This is a genomic window from Mucilaginibacter sp. P1_D10 (assembly GCF_056406215.1).
Map to the genome: position 1 here is coordinate 147964 of NZ_JBFUAP010000008.1, position 25988 is coordinate 173951.

24 protein-coding genes and 1 tRNA gene are annotated in these 25988 nt (G+C 48.7%); 12 read left to right on the plus strand and 13 right to left on the minus strand.

Going from position 1 to position 25988, the window contains the following annotated elements; genetic code table 11:
- Positions 1 to 169: 169 nt before the first annotated feature.
- From AC1DYT_RS14745 to AC1DYT_RS14770, 6 genes are all read right to left on the minus strand, one after another.
- Positions 170 to 1393: a family 16 glycosylhydrolase gene (locus AC1DYT_RS14745; RefSeq protein WP_477470340.1), complete on the minus strand. Its 1224-nt coding sequence runs from the start codon at positions 1391 to 1393 to the stop codon at positions 170 to 172.
- A gap of 367 nt (positions 1394 to 1760) precedes the next feature.
- Positions 1761 to 3629, minus strand: a complete 1869-nt coding sequence (locus AC1DYT_RS14750) for a glycoside hydrolase family 30 beta sandwich domain-containing protein (RefSeq protein WP_477470341.1) — start codon at positions 3627 to 3629, stop codon at positions 1761 to 1763.
- Positions 3630 to 4196: 567 nt separating this feature from the next.
- On the minus strand, positions 4197 to 4715 hold the full coding sequence (locus tag AC1DYT_RS14755; protein WP_477470342.1) for a DinB family protein: 519 nt from the start codon (positions 4713 to 4715) through the stop codon (positions 4197 to 4199).
- A 183-nt stretch (positions 4716 to 4898) separates the two neighbouring features.
- Positions 4899 to 6803, minus strand: coding sequence for a 7TM diverse intracellular signaling domain-containing protein (locus tag AC1DYT_RS14760; RefSeq protein WP_477470343.1), 1905 nt, complete (start codon positions 6801 to 6803; stop codon positions 4899 to 4901).
- 113 nt (positions 6804 to 6916) lie between these two features.
- Entirely contained in the window at positions 6917 to 8149 is a 1233-nt protein-coding gene (locus tag AC1DYT_RS14765; RefSeq protein ID WP_477470344.1) for a glycoside hydrolase family 5 protein, read from the minus strand.
- 32 nt (positions 8150 to 8181) lie between these two features.
- The gene (locus AC1DYT_RS14770) at positions 8182 to 9036 is read right to left on the minus strand and encodes a glycoside hydrolase family 16 protein (RefSeq protein WP_477470345.1); all 855 of its coding nucleotides are present in this window, start codon (positions 9034 to 9036) and stop codon (positions 8182 to 8184) included.
- 155 nt (positions 9037 to 9191) lie between these two features.
- On the opposite strand from AC1DYT_RS14770, the gene modA reads away from it, so the two are divergent.
- Genes modA through AC1DYT_RS14785 form a run of 3 tightly spaced genes read left to right on the plus strand, consistent with a single transcriptional unit; the run spans position 9192 to position 11274 of the window.
- The gene (gene modA, locus AC1DYT_RS14775) at positions 9192 to 9968 is read left to right on the plus strand and encodes a molybdate ABC transporter substrate-binding protein (RefSeq protein ID WP_477470346.1); all 777 of its coding nucleotides are present in this window, start codon (positions 9192 to 9194) and stop codon (positions 9966 to 9968) included.
- Positions 9969 to 9979: 11 nt separating this feature from the next.
- A complete protein-coding gene (modB, locus tag AC1DYT_RS14780) occupies positions 9980 to 10651 on the plus strand; it encodes a molybdate ABC transporter permease subunit (RefSeq protein WP_477470347.1) in 672 nt (223 codons plus the stop codon).
- Complete coding sequence (locus tag AC1DYT_RS14785) at positions 10648 to 11274, plus strand: ATP-binding cassette domain-containing protein (protein WP_477470348.1); 627 nt, start codon at positions 10648 to 10650, stop codon at positions 11272 to 11274. The genes modB and AC1DYT_RS14785 overlap by 4 nt, the downstream gene beginning before the upstream one ends.
- A 50-nt stretch (positions 11275 to 11324) precedes the next feature.
- On the opposite strand, the gene AC1DYT_RS14790 is transcribed toward AC1DYT_RS14785, so the two are convergent.
- The 4 genes from AC1DYT_RS14790 to AC1DYT_RS14805 form a co-directional block, all read right to left on the minus strand.
- Positions 11325 to 11852, minus strand: coding sequence for a hypothetical protein (locus AC1DYT_RS14790; RefSeq protein WP_477470349.1), 528 nt, complete (start codon positions 11850 to 11852; stop codon positions 11325 to 11327).
- A 197-nt stretch (positions 11853 to 12049) separates the two neighbouring features.
- The gene (locus AC1DYT_RS14795; RefSeq protein ID WP_477470350.1) at positions 12050 to 12517 is read right to left on the minus strand and encodes an FKBP-type peptidyl-prolyl cis-trans isomerase; all 468 of its coding nucleotides are present in this window, start codon (positions 12515 to 12517) and stop codon (positions 12050 to 12052) included.
- A gap of 26 nt (positions 12518 to 12543) precedes the next feature.
- Positions 12544 to 14292 carry an aspartate--tRNA ligase gene (gene aspS, locus AC1DYT_RS14800; RefSeq protein WP_477470351.1) on the minus strand — a complete coding sequence of 583 codons (1749 nt, stop codon included), beginning with the start codon at positions 14290 to 14292 and terminating at the stop codon, positions 12544 to 12546.
- Between the two features lie 191 nt (positions 14293 to 14483).
- On the minus strand, positions 14484 to 15542 hold the full coding sequence (locus AC1DYT_RS14805) for an acyltransferase family protein (RefSeq protein WP_477470352.1): 1059 nt from the start codon (positions 15540 to 15542) through the stop codon (positions 14484 to 14486).
- 80 nt (positions 15543 to 15622) lie between these two features.
- Between AC1DYT_RS14805 and AC1DYT_RS14810 the strand changes: the two genes are divergently transcribed.
- The 5 genes from AC1DYT_RS14810 (at position 15623) to AC1DYT_RS14830 (ending at position 20469) form a co-directional block, all read left to right on the plus strand.
- Positions 15623 to 15708: transfer RNA gene (locus tag AC1DYT_RS14810), tRNA-OTHER, on the plus strand.
- Between the two features lie 25 nt (positions 15709 to 15733).
- Positions 15734 to 15931, plus strand: coding sequence for a hypothetical protein (locus tag AC1DYT_RS14815; RefSeq protein WP_477470353.1), 198 nt, complete (start codon positions 15734 to 15736; stop codon positions 15929 to 15931).
- 381 nt (positions 15932 to 16312) lie between these two features.
- Positions 16313 to 18757 carry a TonB-dependent receptor gene (locus AC1DYT_RS14820; protein ID WP_477470354.1) on the plus strand — a complete coding sequence of 815 codons (2445 nt, stop codon included), beginning with the start codon at positions 16313 to 16315 and terminating at the stop codon, positions 18755 to 18757.
- A gap of 4 nt (positions 18758 to 18761) precedes the next feature.
- Complete coding sequence (pnuC, locus tag AC1DYT_RS14825; RefSeq protein ID WP_477470355.1) at positions 18762 to 19382, plus strand: nicotinamide riboside transporter PnuC; 621 nt, start codon at positions 18762 to 18764, stop codon at positions 19380 to 19382.
- A gap of 1 nt (position 19383) precedes the next feature.
- Positions 19384 to 20469 carry an acyl-CoA dehydrogenase family protein gene (locus tag AC1DYT_RS14830; RefSeq protein WP_477470356.1) on the plus strand — a complete coding sequence of 362 codons (1086 nt, stop codon included), beginning with the start codon at positions 19384 to 19386 and terminating at the stop codon, positions 20467 to 20469.
- Here AC1DYT_RS14830 and AC1DYT_RS14835 read toward each other — a convergent pair.
- A complete protein-coding gene (locus AC1DYT_RS14835) occupies positions 20459 to 20581 on the minus strand; it encodes a hypothetical protein (RefSeq protein ID WP_477470357.1) in 123 nt (40 codons plus the stop codon). The genes AC1DYT_RS14830 and AC1DYT_RS14835 overlap by 11 nt on opposite strands.
- 56 nt (positions 20582 to 20637) lie before the next feature.
- Between AC1DYT_RS14835 and AC1DYT_RS14840 the strand changes: the two genes are divergently transcribed.
- The 3 genes from AC1DYT_RS14840 to AC1DYT_RS14850 all read left to right on the plus strand — a co-directional run bounded on the left by AC1DYT_RS14840 (position 20638) and on the right by AC1DYT_RS14850 (position 24396).
- A complete protein-coding gene (locus AC1DYT_RS14840; RefSeq protein ID WP_477470358.1) occupies positions 20638 to 21924 on the plus strand; it encodes an SGNH/GDSL hydrolase family protein in 1287 nt (428 codons plus the stop codon).
- An 88-nt stretch (positions 21925 to 22012) separates the two neighbouring features.
- The gene (pafA, locus tag AC1DYT_RS14845; RefSeq protein WP_477470359.1) at positions 22013 to 23668 is read left to right on the plus strand and encodes an alkaline phosphatase PafA; all 1656 of its coding nucleotides are present in this window, start codon (positions 22013 to 22015) and stop codon (positions 23666 to 23668) included.
- 104 nt (positions 23669 to 23772) lie between these two features.
- A complete protein-coding gene (locus tag AC1DYT_RS14850; RefSeq protein ID WP_477470360.1) occupies positions 23773 to 24396 on the plus strand; it encodes a thiamine phosphate synthase in 624 nt (207 codons plus the stop codon).
- Positions 24397 to 24496: 100 nt separating this feature from the next.
- Here the strand turns inward: AC1DYT_RS14850 and AC1DYT_RS14855 are convergent, their stop codons facing one another.
- Positions 24497 to 24982 (minus strand): nuclear transport factor 2 family protein, encoded by a 486-nt coding sequence (locus AC1DYT_RS14855; RefSeq protein ID WP_477470361.1) that lies wholly within the window; start codon positions 24980 to 24982, stop codon positions 24497 to 24499.
- A 65-nt stretch (positions 24983 to 25047) separates the two neighbouring features.
- On the opposite strand from AC1DYT_RS14855, the gene AC1DYT_RS14860 reads away from it, so the two are divergent.
- On the plus strand, positions 25048 to 25434 hold the full coding sequence (locus AC1DYT_RS14860) for a hypothetical protein (RefSeq protein WP_477470362.1): 387 nt from the start codon (positions 25048 to 25050) through the stop codon (positions 25432 to 25434).
- Here the strand turns inward: AC1DYT_RS14860 and AC1DYT_RS14865 are convergent.
- On the minus strand, positions 25431 to 25955 hold the full coding sequence (locus tag AC1DYT_RS14865) for a GNAT family N-acetyltransferase (RefSeq protein ID WP_477470363.1): 525 nt from the start codon (positions 25953 to 25955) through the stop codon (positions 25431 to 25433). The genes AC1DYT_RS14860 and AC1DYT_RS14865 overlap by 4 nt on opposite strands.
- Between the last annotated feature and the right edge of the window lie 33 nt (positions 25956 to 25988).

A 25988-nucleotide genomic window follows, 5' to 3' on the forward strand; every position in this document is an offset into this window, starting at 1 on the left:
TAAACCATCGCTATTTATCTGAACTCGAATTTTTCGCGGGTGTTTGTTTTTAGGCGCTCAAGAGGGCTGCGCCGTTTTAAGGGATTTAAGTAATGGACAGAATGAAATTAATCAGTATCCGTAAATTCTGCTCATTCGGTAAATTCCATAAAATTCGAGTTCAGACATTTTATTGATTCACCCCAAAAGCTTCCCAACCCGCGGCGGTAGCGCGGGTACAGGTCATGGCCTGCGTGCCGTTTTCGCTGGAGATGAATTTGCCGTTGTTGCCTCTAAAGGTAACCTTGCCATCGCTGGTGGGCACCCAATCGAATTTTTCCCAATCGCCAATGGTGGCGCGGTTACAGGTAATAGCCTGCGTACCGTTTTCAGATGATACGTATTTGTTTTGGCTGCGCAGGGCAACTTTGCCGCCACCTGCATCAACCACGGTAAATTGCTCCCACGCCGATGCGGTAGGGCGGTTGCAGTTCATGGCTGCCGTGCCGTTCTCGCCGCTTACGTATTGGTTGTTGAAGCCTTTTAACGTTACCGTTTGCCCTATAGGCGCGGTAGTACCAGTGCCGCCGCTGATGCTATAAACCCTTACGTAATCTACCAGCATATTGGCAGGCAGTGCGCCATTGTTGATGGTATTGCCGGGCAAATCGCCGCCTACGGCAAGGTTCAGTATCAGGTAAAACGGAAGCTGGAACTCCTCGGTGCTGTTGATGTTGTTCTGGATATTGCCGGTGTGGAACAATGTACCATCTACATACCATTTAATGCTGTTGGCATCCCACTCTACAGCGTACAGGTGGTAATTGGTAACAGTTACCGGCGTGTTGCCGCCATAATATACGTGCCCGTTATTGTTCCAGTGCATGGTGCCAAGGGTAACATTGCTGGTATTGGTTTGCTCCATAATATCAATTTCGCCGCATTGTGGCCAGCCTACCGTACCAATATTGGTTCCCAGCATCCAAAATGCAGGCCAGCTGCCCTGGAAAGCAGGGAGCTTAATGCTCGCCTCGATACGGCCGTACTTCACCGAGAATTTGCCCGAAGTGGTGAGCTTGCCAGATGTGTACGGCTGCCCGCCCATGCTTTGGTTTTTCGCGGTGATAACGAGGTTGCCACCCGATACGGCCACGTTCCCGGTGGAATAATATTCCTTCTCATTATTTACGTTGGGGTTGCCCACATCTATGCCCCACTTGCTGCCATCTACACTGGTTCCGTTGAACTCATCCGACCAAACCAGCGTTAAGGCCCTTGGTGTTGCGGTCGCAGCGGTGCTGGTGGTTTTATCATCTACCGGAGATTTTACGTCTTTTTTACAGGAAACTGCGATGATACTTAACGCAAGCACCAGGCCTGCGCCTTTCATAAAGTTTAATAATTGCTTTTTCATAAATTTTGGTATTTGTAGGTAATTGATTTTATGGTGTAATAGCGGTTGTCCTATTCCCTCCTTAGGGAGGGGTGCGGCTGACCGTGTGCAAAGGCAGGGAGGGGTTAGCCATTAAACCGGCTATTGCATGGTTGGTTAACCCCTACCTCCTCCTTCCCCAAGGAAGGAATCGCACATTCCCCGCGCTTTTTTTGCCCATAGCGATGGGTAATTGTCTGAACTCGAATTTTTCGTGAATATTAATTTTTAATGATACTCAAGAGGGCTTCGCTGTTCAACGAATTTTAGGAATGAGCAGAATTTTGTTTGCTGTATTCTTTAATTCTGCTTATTCGGTAAATTCCATTAAAATTCGAGTTCAGACATTTTATTGGTTCACCCCAAAGGCTTCCCAGCCCGATGCGGTTGCGCGGGTACAAGTCATGGCTTGCGTGCCGTTTTCGCTGGAGATGAATTTACCGTTGTTGCCCCTGATGGTTACTTTGCCATCGGTAGTGGGCACCCAATCGAATTTCTCCCAGTCGCCCACAGTGGCGCGATTACAGGTGATGGCCTGTGTGCCGTTTTCGCTGCTTACATATTTACCCTGGCTTTGCAAGGCTATTTTGCCGGCGCCCGCGTCAACTACGGTAAACTGTTCCCAGCCGCCTGCAGTAGCGCGGTTGCAGTTCATAGCCGTAGTACCGTTCTCGCCGCTTACGTATTGATTATTGAAGCCCTTGAGGGTAATGGTTTGCCCGATAGGCGCGCCTGTACCCGTGCCGCCGCCCGGTGTCCCGCTCCATTTAAAGGTAACTACCGCACCTGCTGCCAGGCTATAGGTGAATGATTCCGTTCCCCATTTTACCTTGAAGCTGGTTGTGCTGCTGCCGCTGTTTGATGCGATGAGCACTTTGGTACCGTCGCTGTTTTTGAAGGCTACATTCTGGATGCTGCCGGCAATGTTAGATGCTATGCGCACTGCGCCGGGGCGCACCAATTTAGAGGCGTGGGCAATAATGTAATAACCAACATTGCGTGTAATAGAAGTGCCGCTAACGGTGATACCGCCCAGGCAAGTACTGCAGCCACCATTGGTATGCGGGTTGTTGTTAGGGTCGGCGGCAAGGTTCCACTCCAGCACGTTGCGGCTCCAGTTGCGGGTTGCACCTATGATGAGGGTGTTGATGTGCCAGCCCAGGTCGCCACCAAAATTGCTTGGTGCACCTACCCATTGCTCGGTAAAGTAAACGTTTTTGGTAGGATAGGCATTGTGCACGCCGGTAAGCGCGCTGATGTCGCCTGCATAAAGGTGGAAGGCTGAGCCGTCTACATAACTGCCTGCCTGGCCCACTACGGTTGTGGCATAACTGGGTACATCGGCATTATGATCGTAAGCGATGATTTTGGTATTGAAGCCGGCCGCTCTAATTTGCGGACCGAGGTTATTGTTGATGAACGTAACCTGCTCGTTGGCCTGCATTACCATGCTGGGGTTATTATAGGGGTTCAGCGGCTCGTTTTGCGGGGTGATGGCATCAATGGTAATACCCTGCGCCTTCATGGCCTGCAGGTATTTTACGAAATAACGGGCATAGGCATCATAGTAGGCGGTATTGAGGCTGCCGCCGGTGTAGCCATTATTGCCCGTAGTGTTCACCTTCATCCAGGTAGGGGCCGTCCATGGGGTGGCGATGATTTTGATGGATGGATTGATGGCGATAATCTTCTTGAGGATGGGCAGGAAATCGGTATTCTCCTGCGCCAGGCTAAAGTTGTTCATGTTTACGTCTCCGGCGGTTTGGTTATACGTAAAATCCGAAGAGCTTAAATCCGATGCGCCGATACTGATGCGCAGGTAGCTAATGCCGATTTGCCCTGCACCGGTGCCGAACAGTTCGTTAAGCACGTTGGCCTGGTTGCCGCCTAAGCCGTTAAGCAGGCTAGCGCTGCCGCCTGTTAGCGTAAACCCAAAGCCATCTATGCCCTGGTAGGTGGTGCCTTCGTCAACCGTGATGGTGTTTGGGTTGGTACCGGCGTCTGCCGCAAAACTTACGCTACCCTGCGCCAGTTTACTGCTTTGATCGGCGGTGGTGAGGAAGGTGGTTACTGCGCTGGTGGCATTGCGGGCCTCGGTAGTAGAGGTTTTCTGCCCGTCGATAGTTTGGGTACGGGCATCTTTTTTACAAGCGTTTACCAACAGGGCAAAGGTGATAAGCACCGTAGCCAGCAGCTTGATTTTGTAATTGATCTTCATAGTTTTTGGTATTTGATTTTGGTTGTTAATTGGTTTCTGTACAGGTAAATAATTGCGCCGTTGACGCCTGCAAGCCGTTAACTTCCATGTAAACCAAAAGGCACGCTAAAACCAGTCGGCAATAGGCGCTTATAGGTGTTATCAGGAAATCAGGCAGACGCAGATATAATCGGTTAAGGCAAATTTAAAGTAATTTTTGCGTTACAAACAAATGTATTTGTTTATAAAATACTGATAATTAGATAATTATGTGGCGTTTGATACGCTTGCCTCACAGGCTTAAAACCGGCAAAACCTGCTTTAAACGTGTTAAAGCAGGTTTTACAAGAAATAAAAAATAGTTGCGATACGCTTGCCTCACAACTTACTTTTTAAGCAATATAGCTATGGGGAATAAGCGGATTAGTTTTAGAGAGTAGAGGCCGGAGATTGGAGGTTAGGAAGTACTCCTAAACAAATCGTCATTGCACGAAGCAATCTCTACGCAGGACAAGCGGACATGCAATTCGCTCTGCTTAGCGGGAGATTGCTTCGTGCCTCAATGACGTGGTGGTGAAGACGATTGGTTTACCACCTATCCCAAAACGCAGGCGGCTCTATGCCTAAGGCGCGCAGATAAACGGTGCCTTGTGCGCGGTGGTGTATCTCGTTATCGATAAAATAAAGGATGCTGTTGATGATAGTGTTCTCGTACTGGCCGAAAGCTTTCTCTACATCATTAAAATGCTCCGCCGGTATTTGTGGCCAAAGCGTATCAAGTTGAATAGTTACCTCATCCCAGGCGGCCAATAGTTCGGCCTTTGATTTGATGTCGGCTTCGGGGTTAAAGTGGTCCATTTCGGGCGTGGTAGACCAGTTGCCGGTAACGATGCCATTTATACCGCCGCTGGTAAGGCCAATAATTTCTTTTGCCAGGCCGGCATAAGTGCGCATTCCGCCTATCGAGAATCCAAAAAGTTCATTCTCCGGGAAGGCAGCCAATACCTTACGGCTGAGTTTACGATGTCCCTGCCAATGGTTTAAAAGCGCACCTGCGGTTATTACGGCTACATCGGTGTTGGTAGTTTCCATTACTTGATTTTCCATGATTGCTTGTTGTTTTTATTTGTTGATACAAAGATGGGATGGGGTAATGACAGCAGTATGTCAGCAGGAGAACCGGGATTAAGCGGATTTTTAGGATTAAACAGATGTGCAGGATTTTTTTATTTATTCTTATTCTTAAAATCCGAGAAATCGTATAAATCCGTTTAATCCCGGTTCAGACCTCTACTCCTCCGATGTATCAATCACCAATTTACTCCAACCCTTACTCCCTGCATTCTTGATTTCTTTTTTGCGCGCTTCCATGGCTTTTTTAATACGGCTGCTGTAGGCCCAGCAGGTGCTCTGGCGGATGGAGAGTATTTCCGACAGCTTGTGCGACGATATTTTGCCCTTGGTGCTGTACATCAAAAATATCATGTAAAAGGCCTTGTTGATGGGGATGCGTGTGTTCTGTAAAATGGTGTATGCAATTACCGATTCCTCATACCCGCATTTTGAGCAGCGGCGGCTATAGGGTAAATGGCCGTGACCGTAATGCGTATTGCTGCATTTTTTGCAGGCGTAGCCGTGCTCCCATTTCAGGTCGGCCAGGAATTTGAAGCAGGTTTCGCGGTCGGGGTAAATTTTGCTGAACTCCTCAAAATCCACCTCGGCGCTCATCACGCGGTCGTGCGTAACCTTTTCAATATCGTTATGAAGGGTAAGATTGTCTTTCTCCAGCAGCACGTTCATGCGCGATATTTCTTCGGATTGCTGCTGCAATAGCTGGTTTACTGCGGTAAGCTCTTCGTTCTGCAATTCGATGAGCGATGATTTTTCGATGAGTTCGCTGGTACGTTCGGCCACCTGCACCTCCAGGTTACGGTTCAGCATATCCTTCAGTTCCTCATTTTGCTGTAGTTGTTTGATCATGCGCAGCTGGGCCTGGTCTTTCTCTCGCTTCAGCATGCGCACCCTATCGCCAATGGCAAAGGTGATGAATAGCATCTCCATAATAAAACAGAAGCTGAGGCTGTAAAAGTTGAGCGCGGTAACCGGCAGCCACCACAAATTGAGCGCGATGAGCGATTTGATAATGAAGCCCGTAAACAAAAAGCTATAGCCAATAACAAAAAACCGCGCCGGGCGGTAACCTTTGTATAGCACGTAGCAACCCGATATAAACGCTACCGAAAGTGGGATGATCTCGATAATTTTATAGGAGAACCAGGTTTTATCTACCGTGAGGCAAAGCAGAAAAAACGCAGTACGTGCGATAATTACCGCGTTGAGCACCTTATTAAAACGTGGGGCATTCTCTTTAAGGTTTAGCAGGCTCTGGGCAAAAAGCATGGCGAAGGTGCTGGCCAAAAACAAAGCAATGCCATAGGCATAGTGGTTCCATTGCGGGGCGGTTTGCCACAGGTATTGGTAGGCAATGCCATCGGTACACATTTCATACAGGCCTATGCTGAGGTTGTAAACGATATAATACAGGTATTGCCGCTGCCGCATAGCAACAAACATCATGAAATTGTACAGGCCGAAAACCAGTATCATCCCATAAAATATCCCGAAGTAGAAGTACTCGTCTAGCGCATAGCTAATGAACCAGCTTACTGAGCGTAGCACGATGATAACATTGGCCGATTGGTGCGAACGGAGCTTGATATAGTAGTAGTTTTCGCTTTTGACATCATTGCTTATGTTGAGCGTAAAGTTTTTATGCGCGTACAACCGCTGAGTAAACGGGCGGTTGCTGCCCAGCAAAGTTGCGGTGTAAGCGCCACCGGCTACAGGCGAGTAAACGGTGATGCTATCGATAGTTTGATCGAAAAACTCCAGTATCCAGTTGTTTTGGGTGGGGATGCGCTGATCCAGCCGTATGCGGTACCAAAAAGTGGCATCGCCATCCTGTATCTGTGGTGTTGGCAGGGTATTGCTTACGAAGCGGCTGCTGTATTTGGTGCTTACTTCGACAAAACTGAGTTTATTCGTAGTGTCGCGCAGCATCTCCAGATCGCCAAACCTAAACACATGTTGCTTGGCAGTATCTGCAACCGGCACAAGGATTTGGGCAGATGCAGGCAAGGCGACCGCAAACAGCAAAGCAAAAAGGCATACAAACTTCAAGTACAGGTTATACATAAGTATCTGGTAAAATACCCCTTGCGCGCGGGGAGCGCAAGGGTAAGCGTTTATAATCCTATCGCAAGTTAAACGATTTATTGAATTATGCCTATATAAAGAAGTTTTAGGCCTTACTTCACGGGCACTCTCAGCCCTAAGGCTTCTATGTATCCCCGCTGCGGTGCGCAATTGGCAAACTTGCAGTTCTCTAAAAAGGCGTATAGTGCCTGTTTTATCTTGGCCCTATCGGTAGGGGCTGCTTTGCGTATCTCCTCAAAGTTGGCGCGGGGCTTTTCGGTGTAGTCTACTATTTCCTTGTAACCATCGGGTACGTTAAAGCTCATGAAACCGCGTGTGTTATCCAGCTTTTTGTAGGGCCAGTAATGCCAGCCAATGTTGTTCTGCTCGCACACAATGCGGAAATCGCGCACCCACTCGTCGGTGTTTTCGCCGGTTTCGCCCACGTAGATGGGTACGTTATACTTATCGCGGAAGTCGATGTAATCCTGCACCACTTGTTTGGTGGCATCGGTCCAGTATTTGTGAAAGGTGTAAACCAGCTTGCTATCAAACGGCTTGCCGAAGGGCTTGAAATTGCTATCCCACTGCGCGCCGCCCAAAAAGATAAGGTGGTTTTTATCTACCGTGCGCACAGCCGCAGTAATCTGCTTAAAGGTTGGCTCCAGGTGCGGGTTCAGCTCATCCACCTTAAAATAATGGGCAATGGGTTCGTTCAGCAAATCGTACCCTAAAATGATGCTTTCGTTTTTGTAATGGCTGGCAATACGTTTCCAAATGTCGGCAGTTTGCTGGCGACTGGCCGCGCTGGTGAACAGGAAAGGGTAGCCCACGCCGTCATCGATATTATCGCCGGTTTGGCCGCCTGGTGCGCAGTGCATATCCAGCAAAACGTACAGGTTTGCCTGCTTGCACCAGCCAATTACCCTATCCAGCAGTTCGAAGCCGCGGTTGGGGTTATTCATGCCCATGTAGGTTTCTGCAGTGAACAATTTATAATTGAAGGGGATGCGGATGGAGTTTGCGCCCGATGCTTTGATGAATTTGATATCGGCCTGGGTGATGTAGCCATCCTGGAATTTTTTCCAGAAAAGCTTCGTTTCTTCCGGACCAATCAGCTCTTCGAATGCCTGGTTGATGAGCCTTTGCGAATTAACGCTCTTGAACCCGAACATGTAACCCTCGGGTACCAGCCAGTTACCGAGGTTGGTGCCGCGGATAAGAAAGGGCTTGCCATTGGTACCGATGATTTCCTTGCCTTTTGTGGTGATGAATTTAGGCGCTTGCGCATGCAAGGCCCCGATACCCGCGGTGAGAAACGCGAGCAGGATAATTGCTTTTTTCATTTTGTGAGATATGGTGAGATTTAGTTGATTGCTTATTTTTCTATCATCTTATAAAAGTGCACATAATCTACATTCATGGTAGCCGGGAAAACGGTATCATCAACACCTTGTTGCCCACCCCAGCTGCCGCCAACAGCGATATTCATGATCAGGAAAAAGCTTTGATCGTACGGGTACACCGATGAGCCGCTGCCATTGTTAACGTAGGTGTAAATCAGGTCGTTGTCAACATAGCCACGTACAGCGTAGGGTGTCCAATCTACGCGGTACACATGGTATTCTGTGTTGAATGTGGGAACCATTTTAGCGTCGCCTTTTCCGTTTGCACCGTTAAAGGTTTGGTTGTGTACAGTAAAGTGGATGTTCCCCGGGTCGAATCCTACCATTTCCATAATATCGATTTCACCTGAATTGGGCCAGTTACCGTATTTGCTTTCCTGTGGCATCATCCATATAGCGGGCCAGGTGCCTTTGCCGGTCGGCAGTTTGGCCTTAACTTCTATCCGGCCGTATTTGGCAAGCTGCAAGCCTGCAGATACTAACCGGGTGGAGGTATAGTGCATGCCGCCCATATCTTCCTTTTTTGCGGTGATGCTCAGTTTGCCGTCGGCTACTGCTACGTTGTTGCCGGGAGTATAGTACTCCAACTCCGCATTGCCCCATCCGCCGCCGCCGGTTTCGTATTTCCAATTAGCAGTGTTTGGCGCGCCGGCAATATCAAATTCGTCGGCAAAGTAAGGGGTGGTTTCAAACACCCAGCCCTTGTCCTCTATGGCAGGGGTTGTGATAACGGTGGGCGTTTTTGTACCCGGGTCGTTTTTTTTGCCGCAGGCTGAGAGTACCACGGCAATTATGATGCACGCGAGTGCACTAACAGATTTTTTCATGGATTTAGTTGGCGTTTATAAATGGCGTATAAGCAACACAAATGTAATCTATTTATATCGGGATATTTAGCAGCTAATATTTGTGCGGGCGTGTTCAATATCCGTAATTTGCCTACAAACGGCAGATTTGCCATTTATCAAAAGGAGAATAGCATATGCATATCGGTAAGGCATTTAAACAGACGGCAAGGATGCTGTTTTGCGGTATGGCTTTACTGGCAATTGCCCCTGCGGGCCTTTTTGCCCAACAAGTACGTATTGCTATAGCCGCCAACCTGCAGCCTGTAATGAAAGCCCTGCAGCAAGATTTTAAGCAGAAAACAGGCATCGGGATAGAGGCGATCCCAGGCCCATCGGGTGCATTGGCTACACAGATTATGAATGGCGCACCTTTCGACGTATTCCTGTCGGCCGATACTACTTTCCCCAATCAGCTTTTCAAAAGCGGCTTCGCTACCGGTAAGCCAGTGATATATGCACAAGGTGCGCTGATTATCTGCAGCACCCAAAAGCTGGATGTTGCGCAGTGGCAAAAGTTGCTGAAGGGTGCATCGGTAACAAAAATAGCCATAGGCAACCCAGCCATTGCCCCCTACGGCAAAGCCGCCGAAGAGGCCATGAAACACGAGCATATTTATGCCGCCGTACAACCTAAGCTGGTATTGGGCGAGAGCATAGCGCAGGTGAATACATACATTACCACGGGCGTAGTGCAGGCTGGCTTTACCACACTATCGTTGGTGAAGGATCCTGCGAATAAAACAACCTTTTACTACCAGCTTATCAATCAACGGTTTTACAAACCTATTGAGCAAGGCATGGTACTGATAAAAAATGTCGCGCCAAACCCAAATGCCGAAAAGTTTTACCGGTATATTTTAAGCCCGGCAGCAAAAAAAATATTCATTAGCTATGGCTACCAGGTAAAATAACCCCGATAAGTATGGATCTGCAACCCATTTGGCTCAGCCTTGAATTAGCCGGCGTAACCACCCTGCTGTTGCTGGCTATTGGCTTGCCGCTGGCCTGGTGGCTGGCCCAAAAGCAATCGGTTATACGACTGGTGATTGAGGCATTGCTCACCATGCCGCTGGTGCTGCCGCCATCCGTATTGGGTTTTTATTTGTTGCTGGCTTTTAGTCCGCAACATGGGGCGGGCAAATGGCTGCGCGAGATGTTCGATGTGCAATTCGTATTCAGCTTTTCGGGACTGGTGCTGGCATCTGTAATCTATAGCATCCCGTTTATGGTAAGCCCGGTAAAATCGGCCTTTCAGCAGTTGCCTACATCGCTGTCGCAGGCATCATACACGCTGGGCAAAACCCCATGGCAAACTTTTTGGCATGTGCTGTTGCCCAATATCAAGCCCTCGTTGTTTACGGCATTGGTGCTTACTTTTGCGCATACGCTGGGCGAGTTTGGCGTAGTGCTGCTGATTGGCGGCAACATCCCGGGCGTTACGCGGGTAGCCTCTATCGCGGTGTATAACGCGGTAGAGCAGCAGGATTATGCATCGGCCAATAATTACTCATTGGTGCTGTTCGCCATCACTTTCGTGCTGGTTGCCGGCGTTTTCGTGTACAATAAATACCAGGTAAAAAGCCCCCTCGCATGATCCGCATCCACATAGAAAAAAGGCTGAAAGCTTATAACGGCATACAGGTATTGCGGATAGAAAAGATCATTGCGCCCGGCAACATCCTACGCGTTACCGGCCCATCCGGCGCGGGCAAAACCACTTTGCTGAAGATGATTGCCGGTTTGATTACGCCGGATGCAGGCACGATTAACGTTGGCGACACAGTTTGGTACGATTCGGCGATGAAGATCAACGTTACCCCCCAACAAAGGCAGCCGGGCTTCGTTTTCCAGGATTATGCGCTGTTCCCCAACATGACCGTACTACAGCACCTGCAATACGCCACGCAGGATGCTGAGTGGATTGACAAATTATTGGTCATAGGACAGTTGGCAGCATTCGCCCATCACAAGCCCTTGCATCTATCGGGTGGGCAGCAGCAACGGCTGGGCATATTGAGGGCCTTGGCCATCAAACCCCGTTTATTGCTGATGGACGAGCCTTTTAGTGCACTGGATGTGAAAATGAAAACCCGACTGATAGTCGACTTGCAACTGGTTTTCAAAGAATTAAACGCAACGGCCATCATCGTAAGCCACAACCCGCAGGAGTTGGATGGCGTGTGCGACGATGAACTGGTGCTGGGCGGGGAGGAGTAAACTTAACGAGCCAAAAGCTAAAGAACACGATGATTTAATTTAAGTATCCTTTATTCGTATCTAATCGTTTTATTAAACGCCTCAAACTTGGGCAAGTTGATATCATAGGTGCCAGGCGTCGCCATAAAATTGATAACGTAACCTATTCCGTTTTTGTAAACAAAAACTAATTTGCCTTTATATTGAAGCCCGTTCATTACAGGATAAATTATTCGGGCATTTGGGTTGGTTTTATCTGTTTCTGTTTTAGCAGGCGTTTTGGCAAGCTCTATCCGTATAAGATCATCTACCGAACTGATGCTTTTTTGTTTGTATGCCGTTACCGATATGGAGTTTGCAATATCGGTTTTTTCTAATTCGCTGTAAACTGCCGGCAGTTCCCAGTCAGCTATAGTGCTATTGGCACCACTATCTTTCCCAAATTCACCATAAAGCTTCCAGTTATCCGGCACGCTTAATTTAAACTTGAAGGGATTGTTTCTGTACTCTTTTACCTTAACAACTGCGGATGGGGTTTGCGCCAGAAGTTTTCCTACGATTGTCAGCGCGAAAAACATAAGCAATGCGGCTTTTTTCATTTGATAAGATTTAGCATATAAATATAAGTACCCTGGTATTAATAAACTACATCTTACCATCAGTTCTTTCTGATTGTAAATCTCTTCTTTGCGAGCAAATTGAACAAAGTTGGGTTCCGCTATATCGGGTTATTAAAAGCAAAAGAGCACGGTGCCATTGGCGCGTGCTCTTTTACTTTATGTCTTGAAAACCGATTTTAGTTGGTAAAACTCAGCAAATCAATAGTGAATACCAGTACCGAATTTGCAGGGATACCGGCGCCAGGCGAACTATTGCCATAGGCCAATGCCGATGGTACGATCAACAACATACGGCCGCCCGATTTAAGGAAGGGGATGCCCTTTTGCCAGCCTTGTATAAAGCCCGATAATGCGTAAGTAGTGCCGGTGCCGGCATCGAACTGTGTACCATTAAGCAATTTACCAACATAGTTAACCTTAACGGTAGATGATAGCGTAGGATTAGCACCGGTGCCTGGGGTGATAATCTGGTAATAAATACCCGATGCGTCTTTGGTTGCGGTGATGCTGGTGTTTGCAGCAAGGTAGGCTTGTATAGCTGCGTCGTCTGCTGCGGCTTGTTTAGCTGCATCAAATTTCGCTTCTTTTTTACAGGCCGAACAGCCGATTACCAATAAACTCAGGATCAGTATATATTTTTTCATGTTAATAGTAACGGGTGTTTGCTGTATTATGATACAGTGGTTTTTATTTTTAGTTCGTTCATTTGCGCTTCCGCAATGGTTGATGGTGAATCGATCATCACATCGCGGCCCGAGTTGTTCTTAGGGAAAGCGATAACATCGCGGATAGAATCCAGCCCGGCGAAGATAGAGGTAAGCCTATCGAAACCGAAGGCAATACCGCCATGCGGAGGTGCACCATATTCAAATGCATCCATCAAAAAGCCGAATTGTTTCTGCGCCTCTTCTTTCGAGAATCCCAGGTGCTTGAACATCAAGGCCTGCAATTCCCTATCGTGGATACGGATACTGCCGCCGCCAATTTCGGTACCGTTAATTACCAAATCGTAAGCGTTGGCGCGAACGTTTTTAGGGTCGGTATCCAACATGGCGATATCCTCCGGCTTCGGCGAAGTGAAAGGGTGGTGCATGGCGTGGAAGCGTTCGCTTTCGTCGTCCCACTCTAAAAGAGGGAAATCCAACACCCATAGGGGCGAGAATTTGTTTTTATCGCGTAAGCCTAAGCGACTGCCAATTTCGAGGCGCAGCTCATTCATCTGCTTCCGTACTTTATCGGTTTGGCCGGCCAGTATCAATATTAAGTCGCCCTGTTCTGCTTCAAAAGATGCAGCCCAGTTGGTCAGTTCGTCTTCGCTGTAAAATTTATCTACCGATGATTTTAGTGTGCCATCGGTATTGTAACGGCAATATATCAGGCCGGTAGCGCCAATTTGCGGGCGTTTAAGCCATTCGGTCAGTTCGTCTAATTGTTTACGGGTATAGCTTGCGCAGCCTTTGGCATTGATGCCTACAACAAGCTCGGCATTATCAAAAATGCTGAAGCCTTTTCCTTTTACGATGTCGTTCAGTTCAACGAATTCCATCCCGAAACGGGTATCCGGTTTATCAGAGCCATATAAACGCATAGCATCCGCATATTGCATCCGCGGGAAATCGCCAAGCTCCAGCCCTTTTACGGTGCTGAACAAATGACGGGTAAGGCCCTCGAATATGTTCAGGATATCTTCCTGGGTAATGAACGACATCTCGCAGTCTATCTGGGTAAACTCCGGCTGGCGATCGGCGCGCAGGTCCTCGTCCCTAAAGCATTTTACGATCTGGAAGTAGCGGTCGAACCCGCTCACCATCAATAGTTGCTTAAAGGTTTGCGGCGATTGCGGCAGGGCGTAAAACTCGCCGGGGTTCATGCGGCTGGGCACCACAAAGTCGCGCGCGCCTTCGGGTGTAGATTTAATCAGCACCGGGGTTTCTACCTCGATGAAATCAAGTCCGTCTAAATACTTGCGTATCTCCTGCGCCATTTTGTGCCGTAGCACCAGGTTTTGGCGGATAGGGTTACGGCGCAGATCCAGGTAGCGGTATTTGGCGCGCAGCTCTTCGCCGCCGTCGGTTTCATCCTCAATTAAAAAGGGAGGTATCTTTGCGGCGTTCAGTATCTCCAGTTCGGTAACGGTGATCTCGATTTCGCCGGTGGCTATTTTGGTGTTTTTGTTAGAACGCTCTACCACTTTGCCGGTAACTTTTATCACGAACTCGCGGCCCAATTGGCGGCCGGCTTCGCGCAGGTTAGCGTCGGTATCAGTATTCAAAACAAGCTGGGTGAGGCCGTAGCGGTCGCGTACGTCAATAAAAGTAGTACCGCCCAGGTCGCGCGATTTCTGTACCCATCCGCAAAGGGTGATGGTTTCCCCTAAATTGCTGATATTTAATTGCCCGCAAGTGTGTGTTCTAAGCATAGTTCCTTTTTAAAAAGTTCGCAAAAGTACATTTTTTTGAGATATGAGATGTGAGATATGAGAATTGAGATAGAAGAAAATTCGGAAAACGAGCCTTTTAATTGGCACAAATTGGATAATTAAGCCTTAGATGGGAAACTTACGATGCCTGAAGATGAAGCGGATCAGCTTAGTCAATAAATAAAAACAAACTATGCCGGCTTGGCCGATTGCGCCATCTTCAACTTCAACATAGGCTTTTCTACCATGTACCAGGATGCGGCCGCCAGCGCCAACGTAAGTAGGAAAGATGTGCCGAAGTTGGCCGCCACGCCCCATTGCGGGAATTTTAGCGCCATAAACTGCTGTATAGGGAAAGCATAAATGTACAATCCATAAGAAAAATCGCCCAGTTTATGGAATACCTGTAACTGCAGCGCGGGATGGTAGGCCACGACAAAAATACCATAGGCCAATGAAATGTTGAACGAGGTAACCAGCAACGGCGACCTGAAATGGAAGAGCACCGCAGTAATGAAGAATAACCCTATTGCCAGGGGTATATTGATGATGATTTTATTACCGAATAGATACGCCAAAGCACCCAACAAGAACACGGCCCCCCAGGCCAGCACAAAATCCATATACCAGGGTGCGTAAACAATGCCCGCAAAAAACAAAGCTACCAAAAGCAATGCAGGGGTTGCACGCGCCAAAACTTTAAATTGCTTCTGCCACAATAGTAGGAGTATGCCCCATAATAAAACTACGGCATATAGTAGCAATTCGCCGGCCAGCGTCCATAGTGAGCCGTTTACCTGCTTGGTATAGGGAATCGTTTCGAACACGCCGGGCAGCGTATTATCCAGGTTGTGCACGGTAAAAAGTCGCCACGCGAAATCGTACACGCGCTTGTCGGCAAAATAATCATGGAGACTTAAGGTGGTGGCAAGCGGACCGATTACAAATGCGCATAGCACGGCCGCTACGAGCAAGCCCGGGAATATGCGCAAGGCTCGGGCCCAAACGAAGCTGCCTAAGGTAGGCTGCCGGTAAAGGCTTTTGGTAATGAGGTAGCCGCTGATAACGAAAAAGATTTTTACCCCCAACGACCCGAATTCAATAAAGCCCACCAGCCGGACAAGCGGCTCGCGGTCGTGATGGCCGGTAGCCAGGTACGAATGCCCGAAGATAACCATGGCAGCAGCGATAAAACGAAGCAGATCGAAATTGTTGTTGCGCCCCTGATCGAGCTGTTTGATGGTTATCATGCTTTACAAAGCTAAAAATTAGTTTAAAATGCAAGGGGGAAATCCTATCTCTTAACCATTATATGTAAATTTGATATGGTTAAGCGTGTGGCTGAGTGGTGAAGGCTATTGTCGAAAGACGGTATGTTGTTAAAACGACTCGAGGGTTCGAATCCCTCCACCTTAACTCTTTAATAAAAGGAACAATTGATATGGCAACAATGGATGAAACGGAATACCTGCTGTCTTCCGAAGCTAACGCGGAGCATTTGCGACTCTCAATAGAACAAGCAAAAAGGGGAGAATTTACAGAACTTTCCTTACAGGACATTTGCGCTCTGCCCAAACATGTAAAGGAAGGCATAGAAAAAGCAGGAAGCAAGCCGCTGAAGGGAAAACCATCTCGTTAGACGAAGTAATAGTGCGGCTTAATAGAAGATGAACTAACTGTCTCAAATCTCACGTCTCAAATCTCACATCTAATTCCTATATTTGCCACATAATTCTCAAGGGGTGCCTTGCTTTGGTGTACTAAAAATAATCTGCAGGTTATTTTACCAAACTGAAAGACAGGCTGAGATCAAACCCATTGGAGTTGAATTTTCCCGCGTAGCGGCACAATATTTTGTGTCTCGATAAAGCGCATCAGAGACACAAGATATTGTGTCTCTACAATTCAACCCCATGCACCTGATCCGGGTAATGCCGGCGTAGGGAGAGGTAACAAGTTAAGTGTACTGCCGTTTTATCCCGGCGGCAGATGGTTTAACTCATTCATTGTTCAACACATTTTGAAAAATTTATTTGCGGCGCTCTTCGCCCTGCTGTTGCCTGTTTTGGCATCGGCCCAGTTTTCTATCAGCGGAAAAATCACCAATCAAGCCGGCGAAGCACTGCCCGGCGCAACCATCAGTCTTGTAAACCTTAACCGGGGCGCACAAACCAATGCAAGCGGCAATTACAGTTTTGATAACCTGCCCGCAGGCAATTATTCGCTGATAGCTACTTACATCGGCTACCAGGCGCTTACAAAAACGACTACGTTAAGTAGTAATCAAACCATAAATTTTACGTTGTCCAAAGGCATTTTCAGTGCCGAGGAAGTGGTGGTAACCGCCACGCGTGCGAGCAAAAATTCGCCCACTGCATTTACCAACCTTAGCAAAAAGCAGCTGGAAAAAAACAATTTTGGCCAGGACCTGCCTTACATGCTTAACCAAACGCCATCGGTGGTTATTACTTCCGATGCAGGCGCGGGCATAGGTTATACGGGCATCCGTATCCGCGGCAGCGATGCCAGCCGGGTAAACGTTACCATCAACGGCATCCCGTATAACGATTCGGAGAGCCAGGGTTCCTACTTCGTGGATCTGCCGGATATTACTTCCTCCATCAACAACATACAGGTGCAGCGCGGGGTGGGTACATCAACCAATGGCGCAGGCGCGTTCGGTGGTAGTATCAACATCCAAACCACTACCCGCCGCGATACAGGCTACGCCGATATCAATAACTCGGTAGGCTCCTATGGTTCGATGAAGAATACAGTCAACCTGGGTACCGGTTTACTGGGCGGGCATTTTAGTGTAGATGGCCGCTTGTCGCGCATCAAATCTGATGGGTATATCGATAGGGCATCATCGCAATTGAAATCCTTCTTCGTAAGCGGGGCTTACTATGGTGCAAACAGCACTTTGCGAGCCAATATCTTCTCGGGTTACGAGCGCACCTACCAGGCCTGGAACGGCGTGCCCGATTATATCATCAGCGATAACAACCTGCCCAACCACCGCACCTACAACGAGCTGGGCATATTGCCCGATGGCAGCTATTATAAAGACCAGGTAGATGATTATACCCAAAACCACTATCAATTATTGTACGACCAAAAGCTATCAGATAAGGTATCCTTCAGCGGAGCGCTGCACTATACCAAAGGCAAAGGCTACTACGAAGAATATAAAACCGATGCCAGCGTTGCCAACTATGGACTAACGCCTGTGGTTATTGGCGGCGATACTATTAAAAATACCGATCTGGCCCGCCGCCGCTGGCTGGACAATGATTTTTACGGTATTACCTACGCGTTGAAGTATCAGCCGCAAAGCAACCTTAACTTTACGCTGGGCGGTGCTTATAACCGTTACACCGGTGCGCATTTCGGCAATATTATCTATACGGCGCAGAGCGCAGGCATACCGCCCAATTACGAATACTACCGCGACGATGCCAAGAAGAACGATTTCAACATCTTCGGCAGGGGCGAATACAAAACCGGGGATGTTACCCTGTTTGCCGATATGCAGTACCGCCGTATTTATTATTCTTTCCTCGGTTTCGACAGGAACCTGAACAACGTGCAGCAAAATGCCACGCTCAACTTTTTCAACCCTAAAGTGGGCATCACTTACCAGTTGAACGAAAACAACAACATCTACGCATCGTTCGCCGTGGGTAACCATGAACCCAACCGCGACGATTACACCAACAGCACCCCGGCAAGCCGGCCAAAAGCCGAGAACCTGAAGGATTTCGAAGCAGGCTACCGTACCAGCGGAGATGTATTCCGCGGCGGCATCAACCTGTTTTATATGCTGTACAAAAACCAGCTGATATTGACGGGTGCTTTGAATGATGTAGGCGCACAGATACGCAACAACGTAAAGGATAGCTACCGTGCCGGTATAGAGCTGGATGGCCGACTGCAAATTACCCGGGCGCTAAGCTGGGCAGCAACGGCCACCATTAGCACAAATAAAATAAAAAACTACGGCCAGTTCCTGAATAATTATGATGATGGCAGCCAGGCATTTATCCTGCTGAAGAAAACGGATATTGCTTATTCGCCATCGTTCATTGCTTCCAGCGAGTTGAGCCTTTCGCCGTTCAAAGGCGGAGAGATTGCCTTCATCAGCAAATACATCAGCAGGCAGTACCTGGATAATACTATGAACACCAACCCGGCGGGTTTTGGTTCAGCAGGCAGTAACGCCTTTGAGACCGACAGGCTGTTGAAGAGCTATTTCGTGAGCGATGTGCGCCTGCGGTATAATTTCAGCGTAAAATCCGTAAAAAATATTGGTCTTGGTTTGCAGGTGAACAACATCTTCAGCAAAAAATACGAAGCTAATGGCGCAACCTACCCGGATATTGAAGGCGGGCAGGTAGTGAACTATAACTATTACTTCCCTCAGGCGCCGCGCAACTTTATGGCCTCGGTAAGCTTAAGTTTTTAGGCGGATGCACAGCTGGATAGACCTTTTCATAGAACAAATAAAGGCAACCACCTGGCTGGAGTGGCTGGCCGTGATACTTGGCGTTGCCGAAGTATTGCTGGCCCGCGCCAATAAAGTGTGGCTATACCCAACGGGTATAGCCGCTACTTTGATATCTATTTATCTCTTACTGAAAGTTGCCTTGTATGCCGAATGCCTGCTGAGTTGCTATTACGTAGTGATGAGTGTTTACGGCTGGTATTATTGGATAAAAAAGCAAGGGCAGCCGCCCGTAAAAGTAAGCTACAGCAACCGTACCGAATGGGCGATAACCCTGCTCATCTCATTCGCAGGCTGGGGCCTGCTGTATTTGCTGCTGGTAAACTTTACCACTTCTACTGTGCCCATTTGGGATGCCTGGGTGTCCTCAACCGCATGGGCGGGGATGTGGCTACTGGCGCGGCGCAAAATAGAGAACTGGGTGCTGCTGAACATCAGCAACCTGTTCGCCATACCACTGCTTTATCACAAAAACCTGGTGATGTTTGCCGTACTTACGCTGATACTTTTCGTGGTAGCCATTTTTGGATATTACGATTGGCGAAAGATAATCATCAAAGAACGCTTAACCGCTGATGCAAACTGATATGGAGCATCCTTCGACGCTTTTGCTGCCCCACTGGGTAGATACCATACGCAGCCACGCCGCGGAGGCCGAGCAATTGGGCAAGTTGCACCCTGCACAGCTGGAACTGGTGTATCAGCAGCAATGGTTTAACCTTTTGGTACCAGATGCTTACAACGGCGAGGAAATGCCGTTACCAAAGTTGGTAGCATTAGAAGAGGCCCTGAGTTGGGCCGATGGCAGCCTGGGCTGGGTTGTTACACTTTGCTGCGGCGCCGGTTGGTTCGGGGGATTTTTACACCCCGAAGTTGCATGGGAGGTATATGGCGATGTACAATGCTGTATTGCCGGCAGCGGCGCAGCAACAGGTACTGCCGAAATAACGGGCGATGGTTATATCATCAACGGCAGTTGGAAGTACGCCAGTGGTGTGCATCATGCTACCTACATCACCGTTAACTGCGTAATTACCGATGCAGGCGTGCCCTTGTTGAATGCAGAAGGTACAGAACTGATACTGCCTTTCATCATCAAAATTGCCGATGTTGCCCTGTTGCCCGGCTGGAAGTATATGGGTATGATAGCCACCGGCAGCGATGCTTACGAGATAAAGGATGTTTATGTAGATAAAAGCCATTGTTTTAAGATAGAAGCCGAAGCCGCGGTAATAGATGCGCCGCTATACCGCTACCCCTTCATGCAGCTGGCCGAGGCAACGCTAGCCGCTAATCTGGCCGGCATGGCCGTTCATTTTACCGACCTTTGCAAGCCTGCCTTTGCGCACAAAGCTACCAACCTGCGCAGGGTAAGCCCCGCCAATGTAGCTACCATGGTGGATGCCCTTGAAGCGCAAACCGCGTTGCTGAATCAAAACCGTTCGGCATTTCATGAAGTTGTAACTGCTTCGTGGCAGCAGTCTGATGACGATAATTTATTGCAACAGGTGAGCCATGCCAGCAGGTTATTAGCCAAAATCGCCCGCGAATGCGTAGATACGCTTTACCCATACTGCGGCCTGTTGGCGGCATCACCCGATACCGAAATAAACAGGGTTTGGCGCGATCTGCATACCGCCAGCCAGCATGCGCTGCTTACGTTTATGGTCTGATACGGCGCAGCGTGCTATGCGATATTTGCTCATCCCCGGTATTGCCGCCGCTGTTGTATAGTTTATTTTGTGTATTCTCGTTGGGCAATTTGCTTAACGGGATGTTTTTCATATATTTAGCTACGCGTACGATATACTTATTATTTAGCGCCAGCCCCTGATCACAACATGAAGAATACCCCGAATTGCCCGGATGGTATCCGCTGCGCAAGAGCAAAACGGAAACACGGATACGTAACTTTGTTTTTACTAGCTGCTATTTTCATTATCCAGAGCTGTAAACTCGATCCGCCCTTAATACCCGATTCCTTAACGCATCCCACCCCAACCGATACTATCCCCACTACGCCGCCTATCGGTACCACCGACACCGTTGTAACAGATACAATTACCCCTGCAGCTGCAAGGTTTAACCAACTTAAGGCATGGAATGCCTTTAAAGGCAGTGCCAGCGGCCGGTACGATCTGTTGCTGATAGGCGACTCCTACACCCAGGGCAATTTTTATAGCTGGCGTTTACGCGGGAAATTACTGACCGATGGTTTTAGTGATGGTGGACCGGGATATGACAGCTTTGGCCGTTGGGACCCGATGTTTATGTTTTCTATAGACGCTTCGATGGATCTGCAGGAACTGACCTTTGATTACGACCCATTGCTATGGGATACCAGCCCCGGCAATTACTACGGCCCATGTGGAAACGTTACCAACACAACCTCTAATGCCCTCATAACTGTAAGCTCGAAAGTATTGCTTAACACCATGACCATTATTTATGAGCGGCATGCAGGTGCCGGGAGCTTTAGGTACCGGGTAAACGGCGGCGCGTGGACAACCGTAAGCACAGCCAGCACTACCGAAGATATCGGCAACGTGGTGGTAGACGTTTCTGCCGAAGGCGACAATATCGATTTGGAGATAGAGCCCCTGGCGGCCGGTGAGGTGTTTTGCGGCGTAGCAGGGCACAGGGACGGCGACGGCGAAATACTCACCATGCACAAAGTAGGCAGCTCGGGCACCACGGCAGATTATTTTGCACATAATCCGCTTTGGCAAGAATCCATAAAGCTGCTGGAGCCAAAGGGCGCGATTATCATGTTCGGCACCAACGAGATGGATAATAATGTGGAACCTGCGGCTATGCGGGTGAACATCCAGCATATCATCGATCAGCTTAAGCAGGCGCAGCCCAACTGCGATATCATGATCATGTGCCCGCCCGAGACCTTATACGAGAATGAGCAGCCCCGCAAATATAAAATTTCCAACTACGCCGACATGCTTTTTAGGCTGGCACTGGCTAACCACGCAGCCTTTATAGATTTTGCTAAAGTTTTTCCCCATTTTAACCAGGCATCCGTCGATGCGGACATCATGTCGGGCGATAGGAAACACCCCGGCGATGCAGGCAGCGAACTGATGGCCGAAACCATTTTCAAGGCATTTAAAAGATAAACGCAGATATTTTAACCTTTAGGTAACGCAAAAATCACACGCAGATTGGTTATCAATATGGATATTTGCGCCGTTTAAATGTTTCGATATGAAAATCAGGCACCTATTATTCGTGGCTTTGCTTGCCGCAACTTCGGCATCCGCCCAAACAAAAAAATTAAATCCAACATCGGCTAGTACGCTTCCACGCCCCAAACTGGTAGTAGGCCTGGTGGTAGATCAAATGCGCTGGGATTACCTATACCGCTATTACGACCGTTACCAGGCCGGCGGCTTCAAGCGTATGCTGAACGAAGGCTTCACCTGCGAGAACACCCTCATCCCTTATATCCCTACTGTTACTGCTATAGGCCACTCCAGTATATATACCGGTTCGGTGCCCGCCATACACGGCATGGCCGGCAATGATTTTATTGTGCAGGCCACAGGTAAATCTATGTACTGCACGGCCGATTCTACCGTGAACACCGTTGGCAGTACATCTGTGGCAGGTAAAATGTCGCCGCGCAATTTGCTGGCCAGCACCATTACCGATGAACTGAAACTGGCTACCAACTTCCGTTCTAAAGTTATCGGCATTGCGTTGAAAGATCGTGGGGGTATCCTCCCGGCAGGGCACGTAGCCAATGCGGCTTACTGGTTTGATGATGTCAGCGGCAACTGGATAACCAGCACTTTTTATATGAACGATTTACCTGCCTGGGTAAAAACCTTCAACAGCCAAAAAAACGCTGAGAAATATTTGAAGCAGGATTGGAATACGCTGTACCCTATCGGTACATACGTGCAAAGTGCGCCCGATAACAGCGCCCGTTATGAAGGGAAATTCAACGGGGCAGACGCACCCACCTTCCCGGTAAAAACATCTGAACTGTACAAAGGCAACGCGGGGATGATACGCAGCACGCCCTACGGCAATTCGCTAACGCTGGATTTGGCAAAGGCTGCCATAGATAACGAGCAGCTGGGCAAAAACGTGGTTACAGATTTTTTAGCTATCAGCCTTTCGTCTACAGATTACATCGGGCACCAGTTTGGCCCAAATTCGGTAGAAGTAGAAGATACCTACCTGCGTTTGGATAGGGACTTAGCCGCTTTCTTCAGCTACCTGGATGCTAAAGTGGGCAAGGGCAATTATACTGTATTCTTAACTGCCGACCATGGCGCCGCGCACAACCCACAGTTTTTGATCGACCATAATATCCCGGCAGGTTATTGGGATGAAGGCGTAGCCCGTACACAATTAAACACCCTGCTGGAAAATAAATACAAGGCTAAAAACCTGGTTTTGGGCTTGAATAATTACCAGGTGAACTTTAATTATGCTGTTATCAACAAAGATGGCATCAGCGAAGAGGCCTTGAAGGCAGATTGTATCCCCTTTCTGCAGAAACTGGCAGGCGTAGCTTATGCGGTTGATATGCAAAAGGTGCAAGCGGCCAATATCCCCGAAGATTTACGTACCCGTATCATAAACGGCTACAGCGCCGAACGCAGCGGCACCATCCAGATAATACTGAAACCAGGTTGGTACGGCGGGCACGGTGGCACAGGTACCACCCACGGCACCTGGAACCCATACGATGCACATATCCCGCTGGTATTTATGGGCTGGGGCGTTAAACATGGCAGCCTGGTACGCGAAACGCATATGACGGACATAGCCGCAACCATTGCAGCGCTGCTGCACATACAAGCACCAAGCGGTAACATAGGCACTGCCATAGGCGAGGTGTTGAAATAGAGATTTGAGGCCGGAGGTTAGAGATTGGCAGCTTCCGCAAAAAACTGATTAGCTTTGGGGCTGTGCTTTTGTACAGCCCCTTTATGTTTATAAAAAACCCGACATTGAGAAAATACATATCCAAATTCCATTACCTAACGCAGGATTTGCCTAACCGCAGCCACATTGAGCAGGCGCAAATTGCCTGCCAGGCCGGGGCCAACTGGGTGCAGTATCGCTGCATGACCAAAACCGACGAGGAGCTTATCGCCGAGATACATCAGATAGCCTCCGTCTGCGATGACTGGGGCGCTACGCTGATATTAACGAACCACTACCACTTGCTTGATAGAGTAGATGCGCAAGGCGTGCATATCGAAGATTTCGATGCCGATTTTGCGGCCATCCGCGAGGCAATTACAGATGAGAAAACTTTGGGAGCCTCTGCCACCAATATTGAAGCTTTGCTGCACGTGCAAAGTAGCGGCGTGGTAGATTATTGCGGTTACGGCCCCTTCGCACATACCGATACGAAACCCAATAACAAGCCCTTGCTGGGTTACGCAGGATATTATGCCTTGGAAAAACAGCCGATAGATATCCCCGTGATAGCCGTCGGTGGCGTTCAGTTAACCGACGTAGAGCCATTATTTGCAACTGGTATTTACGGCATTGCGGTTTCTGCTGCGGTGAATTTGGCCTTGGATCCCGCTGAAGCGGTGAAGGAATTTTATAGGAAGATATATTGATTTGTCATCCTGAGCGATAGCGAAGGATCTAATAGCCACGATGCGATTACGATATGCTAACCGGCGAATAGATGCTTCGTTCCTCAGCATGACAACGGCGTTAAAACATCGGGTGATTGTTCGCCGATTTGGCGGGCACCTCCTGTATCACGTCCCAATGCTCGGCTATCTTGCCGTTTTCTATCCTGAAGATATCGATAACCGAGATGGTTTTATCGCCCATTTTGCTTTTGGTGTGTATGTACACCAGGTTGCCATCGGCGCTAAGGTGTTGTATATCTATTTTGGTTTTTGGCGCGCCTTTGAACCAAAGCGTAGCACCATCTTTCAGGGCGGCTTTGCCATCGGGCAGGGCGGGGTTATGCTGTATGTAATTATCGGCCAGGTATTGGTCGGCCGCAGCGATGTTCTTATCGCCAAAAAACTCCTGGTAAAACTCAACCACCATTTTTTTATTAAGCGATAGCTGCGTGGCCTGCCTGCTCAATGAATCGGCGGTAGCCTGTACATTCACGTTAGCCTGGTTACCACAGGAAGCAAGGGCGATAGCTGCTGCTGCCAGCAAGGCGGGGATCGTTTTTTTCATGGTTAAATATATCGATTTTTTGATATCCGAAATGCACGGATAGGTTTGTGGCGTATTTTTACATTGTGAAAAAACCAATGCCATATGAGTTCCTGTTAGATTACCTGCCGGCTACGGTGGTGGTTAAGCCGGCCATCGGCATGTTTTATGTTTATTTCGGAGGCAAGATCGTGCTCATCTTCCGCAAGGTGGGCAAGAATCCGCAGCACAATGGCTTATGGATAGCTACCCGCAAGGAGCACCACGCCAGCCTCAAAGCTGATATACCCGCCATTACCGATTTTTTGTTGGGCGAGGGCGAGGTTTTTGAATCGGACTGGCTGCAGCTAAGCGATGGGCACGATGATTTCGAAGCAGCAGCGATAAGCATTTGCGGACTGGTTTCTGGTCGGGATAAGAGGGTAGGCAAGCCCACGCCGAAAGCTGCCCTGCTTACCAGGCAAAGCGATTAAGCGCTTGCAGGCCGGTAAGCCACATAAATATGCTCATCCAAAACCTGCCCCAGTTTAAGCACTGTACCTATCAGGATGCCCTGTTTTACGTACCCCGCTTTCTCCAGCACCCGCATCGATGCCGGGTTACTGCTGAAAACGCCCGCCTGCAGGCACATAATATCGAATGTCGCAAAGGCGTATTGCGTTACCAGCTGCGCGGCTTCCGTCATGATGCCGCGCCCCCAATACGGTTCGCCCAGCCAATAACCAAACAGCGGCGATTTGCTGAATACATCGCCGCGTAACTCCAGCCCTATAGCCCCCGCGAACGCCCCCTCAATATCTATTACAAGGGTTGTAGCCGGCTGTTCGCTTATTTTCCTGCTGATAAACCACTCCGCATCGGCGAGGGTGTAGGGTGATGGGAAGCGGTCGTACAAATTGGCGGCTATTTTAGGGTTATCGGCAAGCCGCTGCAAGTCTGCCGCGTCGCTTTCGCGCCAGTTGCGTAAGATGAAACTACTGCCTTTTATTTCCATTTGTAACAATCCAATCGTTAAAAATAGTAATAT

Coding starts and splice junctions, on each gene's coding strand:
- pafA (WP_477470359.1), top strand. CDS start 22,013: ATGAAAATCAGGCACCTATTATTCGTGGCTTTGCTTGCCGCAACTTCG.
- modA (WP_477470346.1), top strand. CDS start 9,192: ATGCATATCGGTAAGGCATTTAAACAGACGGCAAGGATGCTGTTTTGC.
- AC1DYT_RS14835 (WP_477470357.1), bottom strand. CDS start 20,581: ATGAAAAACATCCCGTTAAGCAAATTGCCCAACGAGAATACACAAAAT.
- AC1DYT_RS14795 (WP_477470350.1), bottom strand. CDS start 12,517: ATGAAAAAATATATACTGATCCTGAGTTTATTGGTAATCGGCTGTTCG.
- AC1DYT_RS14830 (WP_477470356.1), top strand. CDS start 19,384: ATGGAGCATCCTTCGACGCTTTTGCTGCCCCACTGGGTAGATACCATA.
- AC1DYT_RS14750 (WP_477470341.1), bottom strand. CDS start 3,629: ATGAAGATCAATTACAAAATCAAGCTGCTGGCTACGGTGCTTATCACC.
- pnuC (WP_477470355.1), top strand. CDS start 18,762: ATGCACAGCTGGATAGACCTTTTCATAGAACAAATAAAGGCAACCACC.
- AC1DYT_RS14765 (WP_477470344.1), bottom strand. CDS start 8,149: ATGAAAAAAGCAATTATCCTGCTCGCGTTTCTCACCGCGGGTATCGGG.
- AC1DYT_RS14790 (WP_477470349.1), bottom strand. CDS start 11,852: ATGAAAAAAGCCGCATTGCTTATGTTTTTCGCGCTGACAATCGTAGGA.
- aspS (WP_477470351.1), bottom strand. CDS start 14,292: ATGCTTAGAACACACACTTGCGGGCAATTAAATATCAGCAATTTAGGG.
- AC1DYT_RS14805 (WP_477470352.1), bottom strand. CDS start 15,542: ATGATAACCATCAAACAGCTCGATCAGGGGCGCAACAACAATTTCGAT.
- AC1DYT_RS14865 (WP_477470363.1), bottom strand. CDS start 25,955: ATGGAAATAAAAGGCAGTAGTTTCATCTTACGCAACTGGCGCGAAAGC.
- AC1DYT_RS14840 (WP_477470358.1), top strand. CDS start 20,638: ATGAAGAATACCCCGAATTGCCCGGATGGTATCCGCTGCGCAAGAGCA.
- AC1DYT_RS14785 (WP_477470348.1), top strand. CDS start 10,648: ATGATCCGCATCCACATAGAAAAAAGGCTGAAAGCTTATAACGGCATA.
- AC1DYT_RS14855 (WP_477470361.1), bottom strand. CDS start 24,982: ATGAAAAAAACGATCCCCGCCTTGCTGGCAGCAGCAGCTATCGCCCTT.
- AC1DYT_RS14770 (WP_477470345.1), bottom strand. CDS start 9,036: ATGAAAAAATCTGTTAGTGCACTCGCGTGCATCATAATTGCCGTGGTA.
- modB (WP_477470347.1), top strand. CDS start 9,980: ATGGATCTGCAACCCATTTGGCTCAGCCTTGAATTAGCCGGCGTAACC.
- AC1DYT_RS14815 (WP_477470353.1), top strand. CDS start 15,734: ATGGCAACAATGGATGAAACGGAATACCTGCTGTCTTCCGAAGCTAAC.
- AC1DYT_RS14755 (WP_477470342.1), bottom strand. CDS start 4,715: ATGGAAAATCAAGTAATGGAAACTACCAACACCGATGTAGCCGTAATA.
- AC1DYT_RS14760 (WP_477470343.1), bottom strand. CDS start 6,803: ATGTATAACCTGTACTTGAAGTTTGTATGCCTTTTTGCTTTGCTGTTT.
- AC1DYT_RS14745 (WP_477470340.1), bottom strand. CDS start 1,393: ATGAAAAAGCAATTATTAAACTTTATGAAAGGCGCAGGCCTGGTGCTT.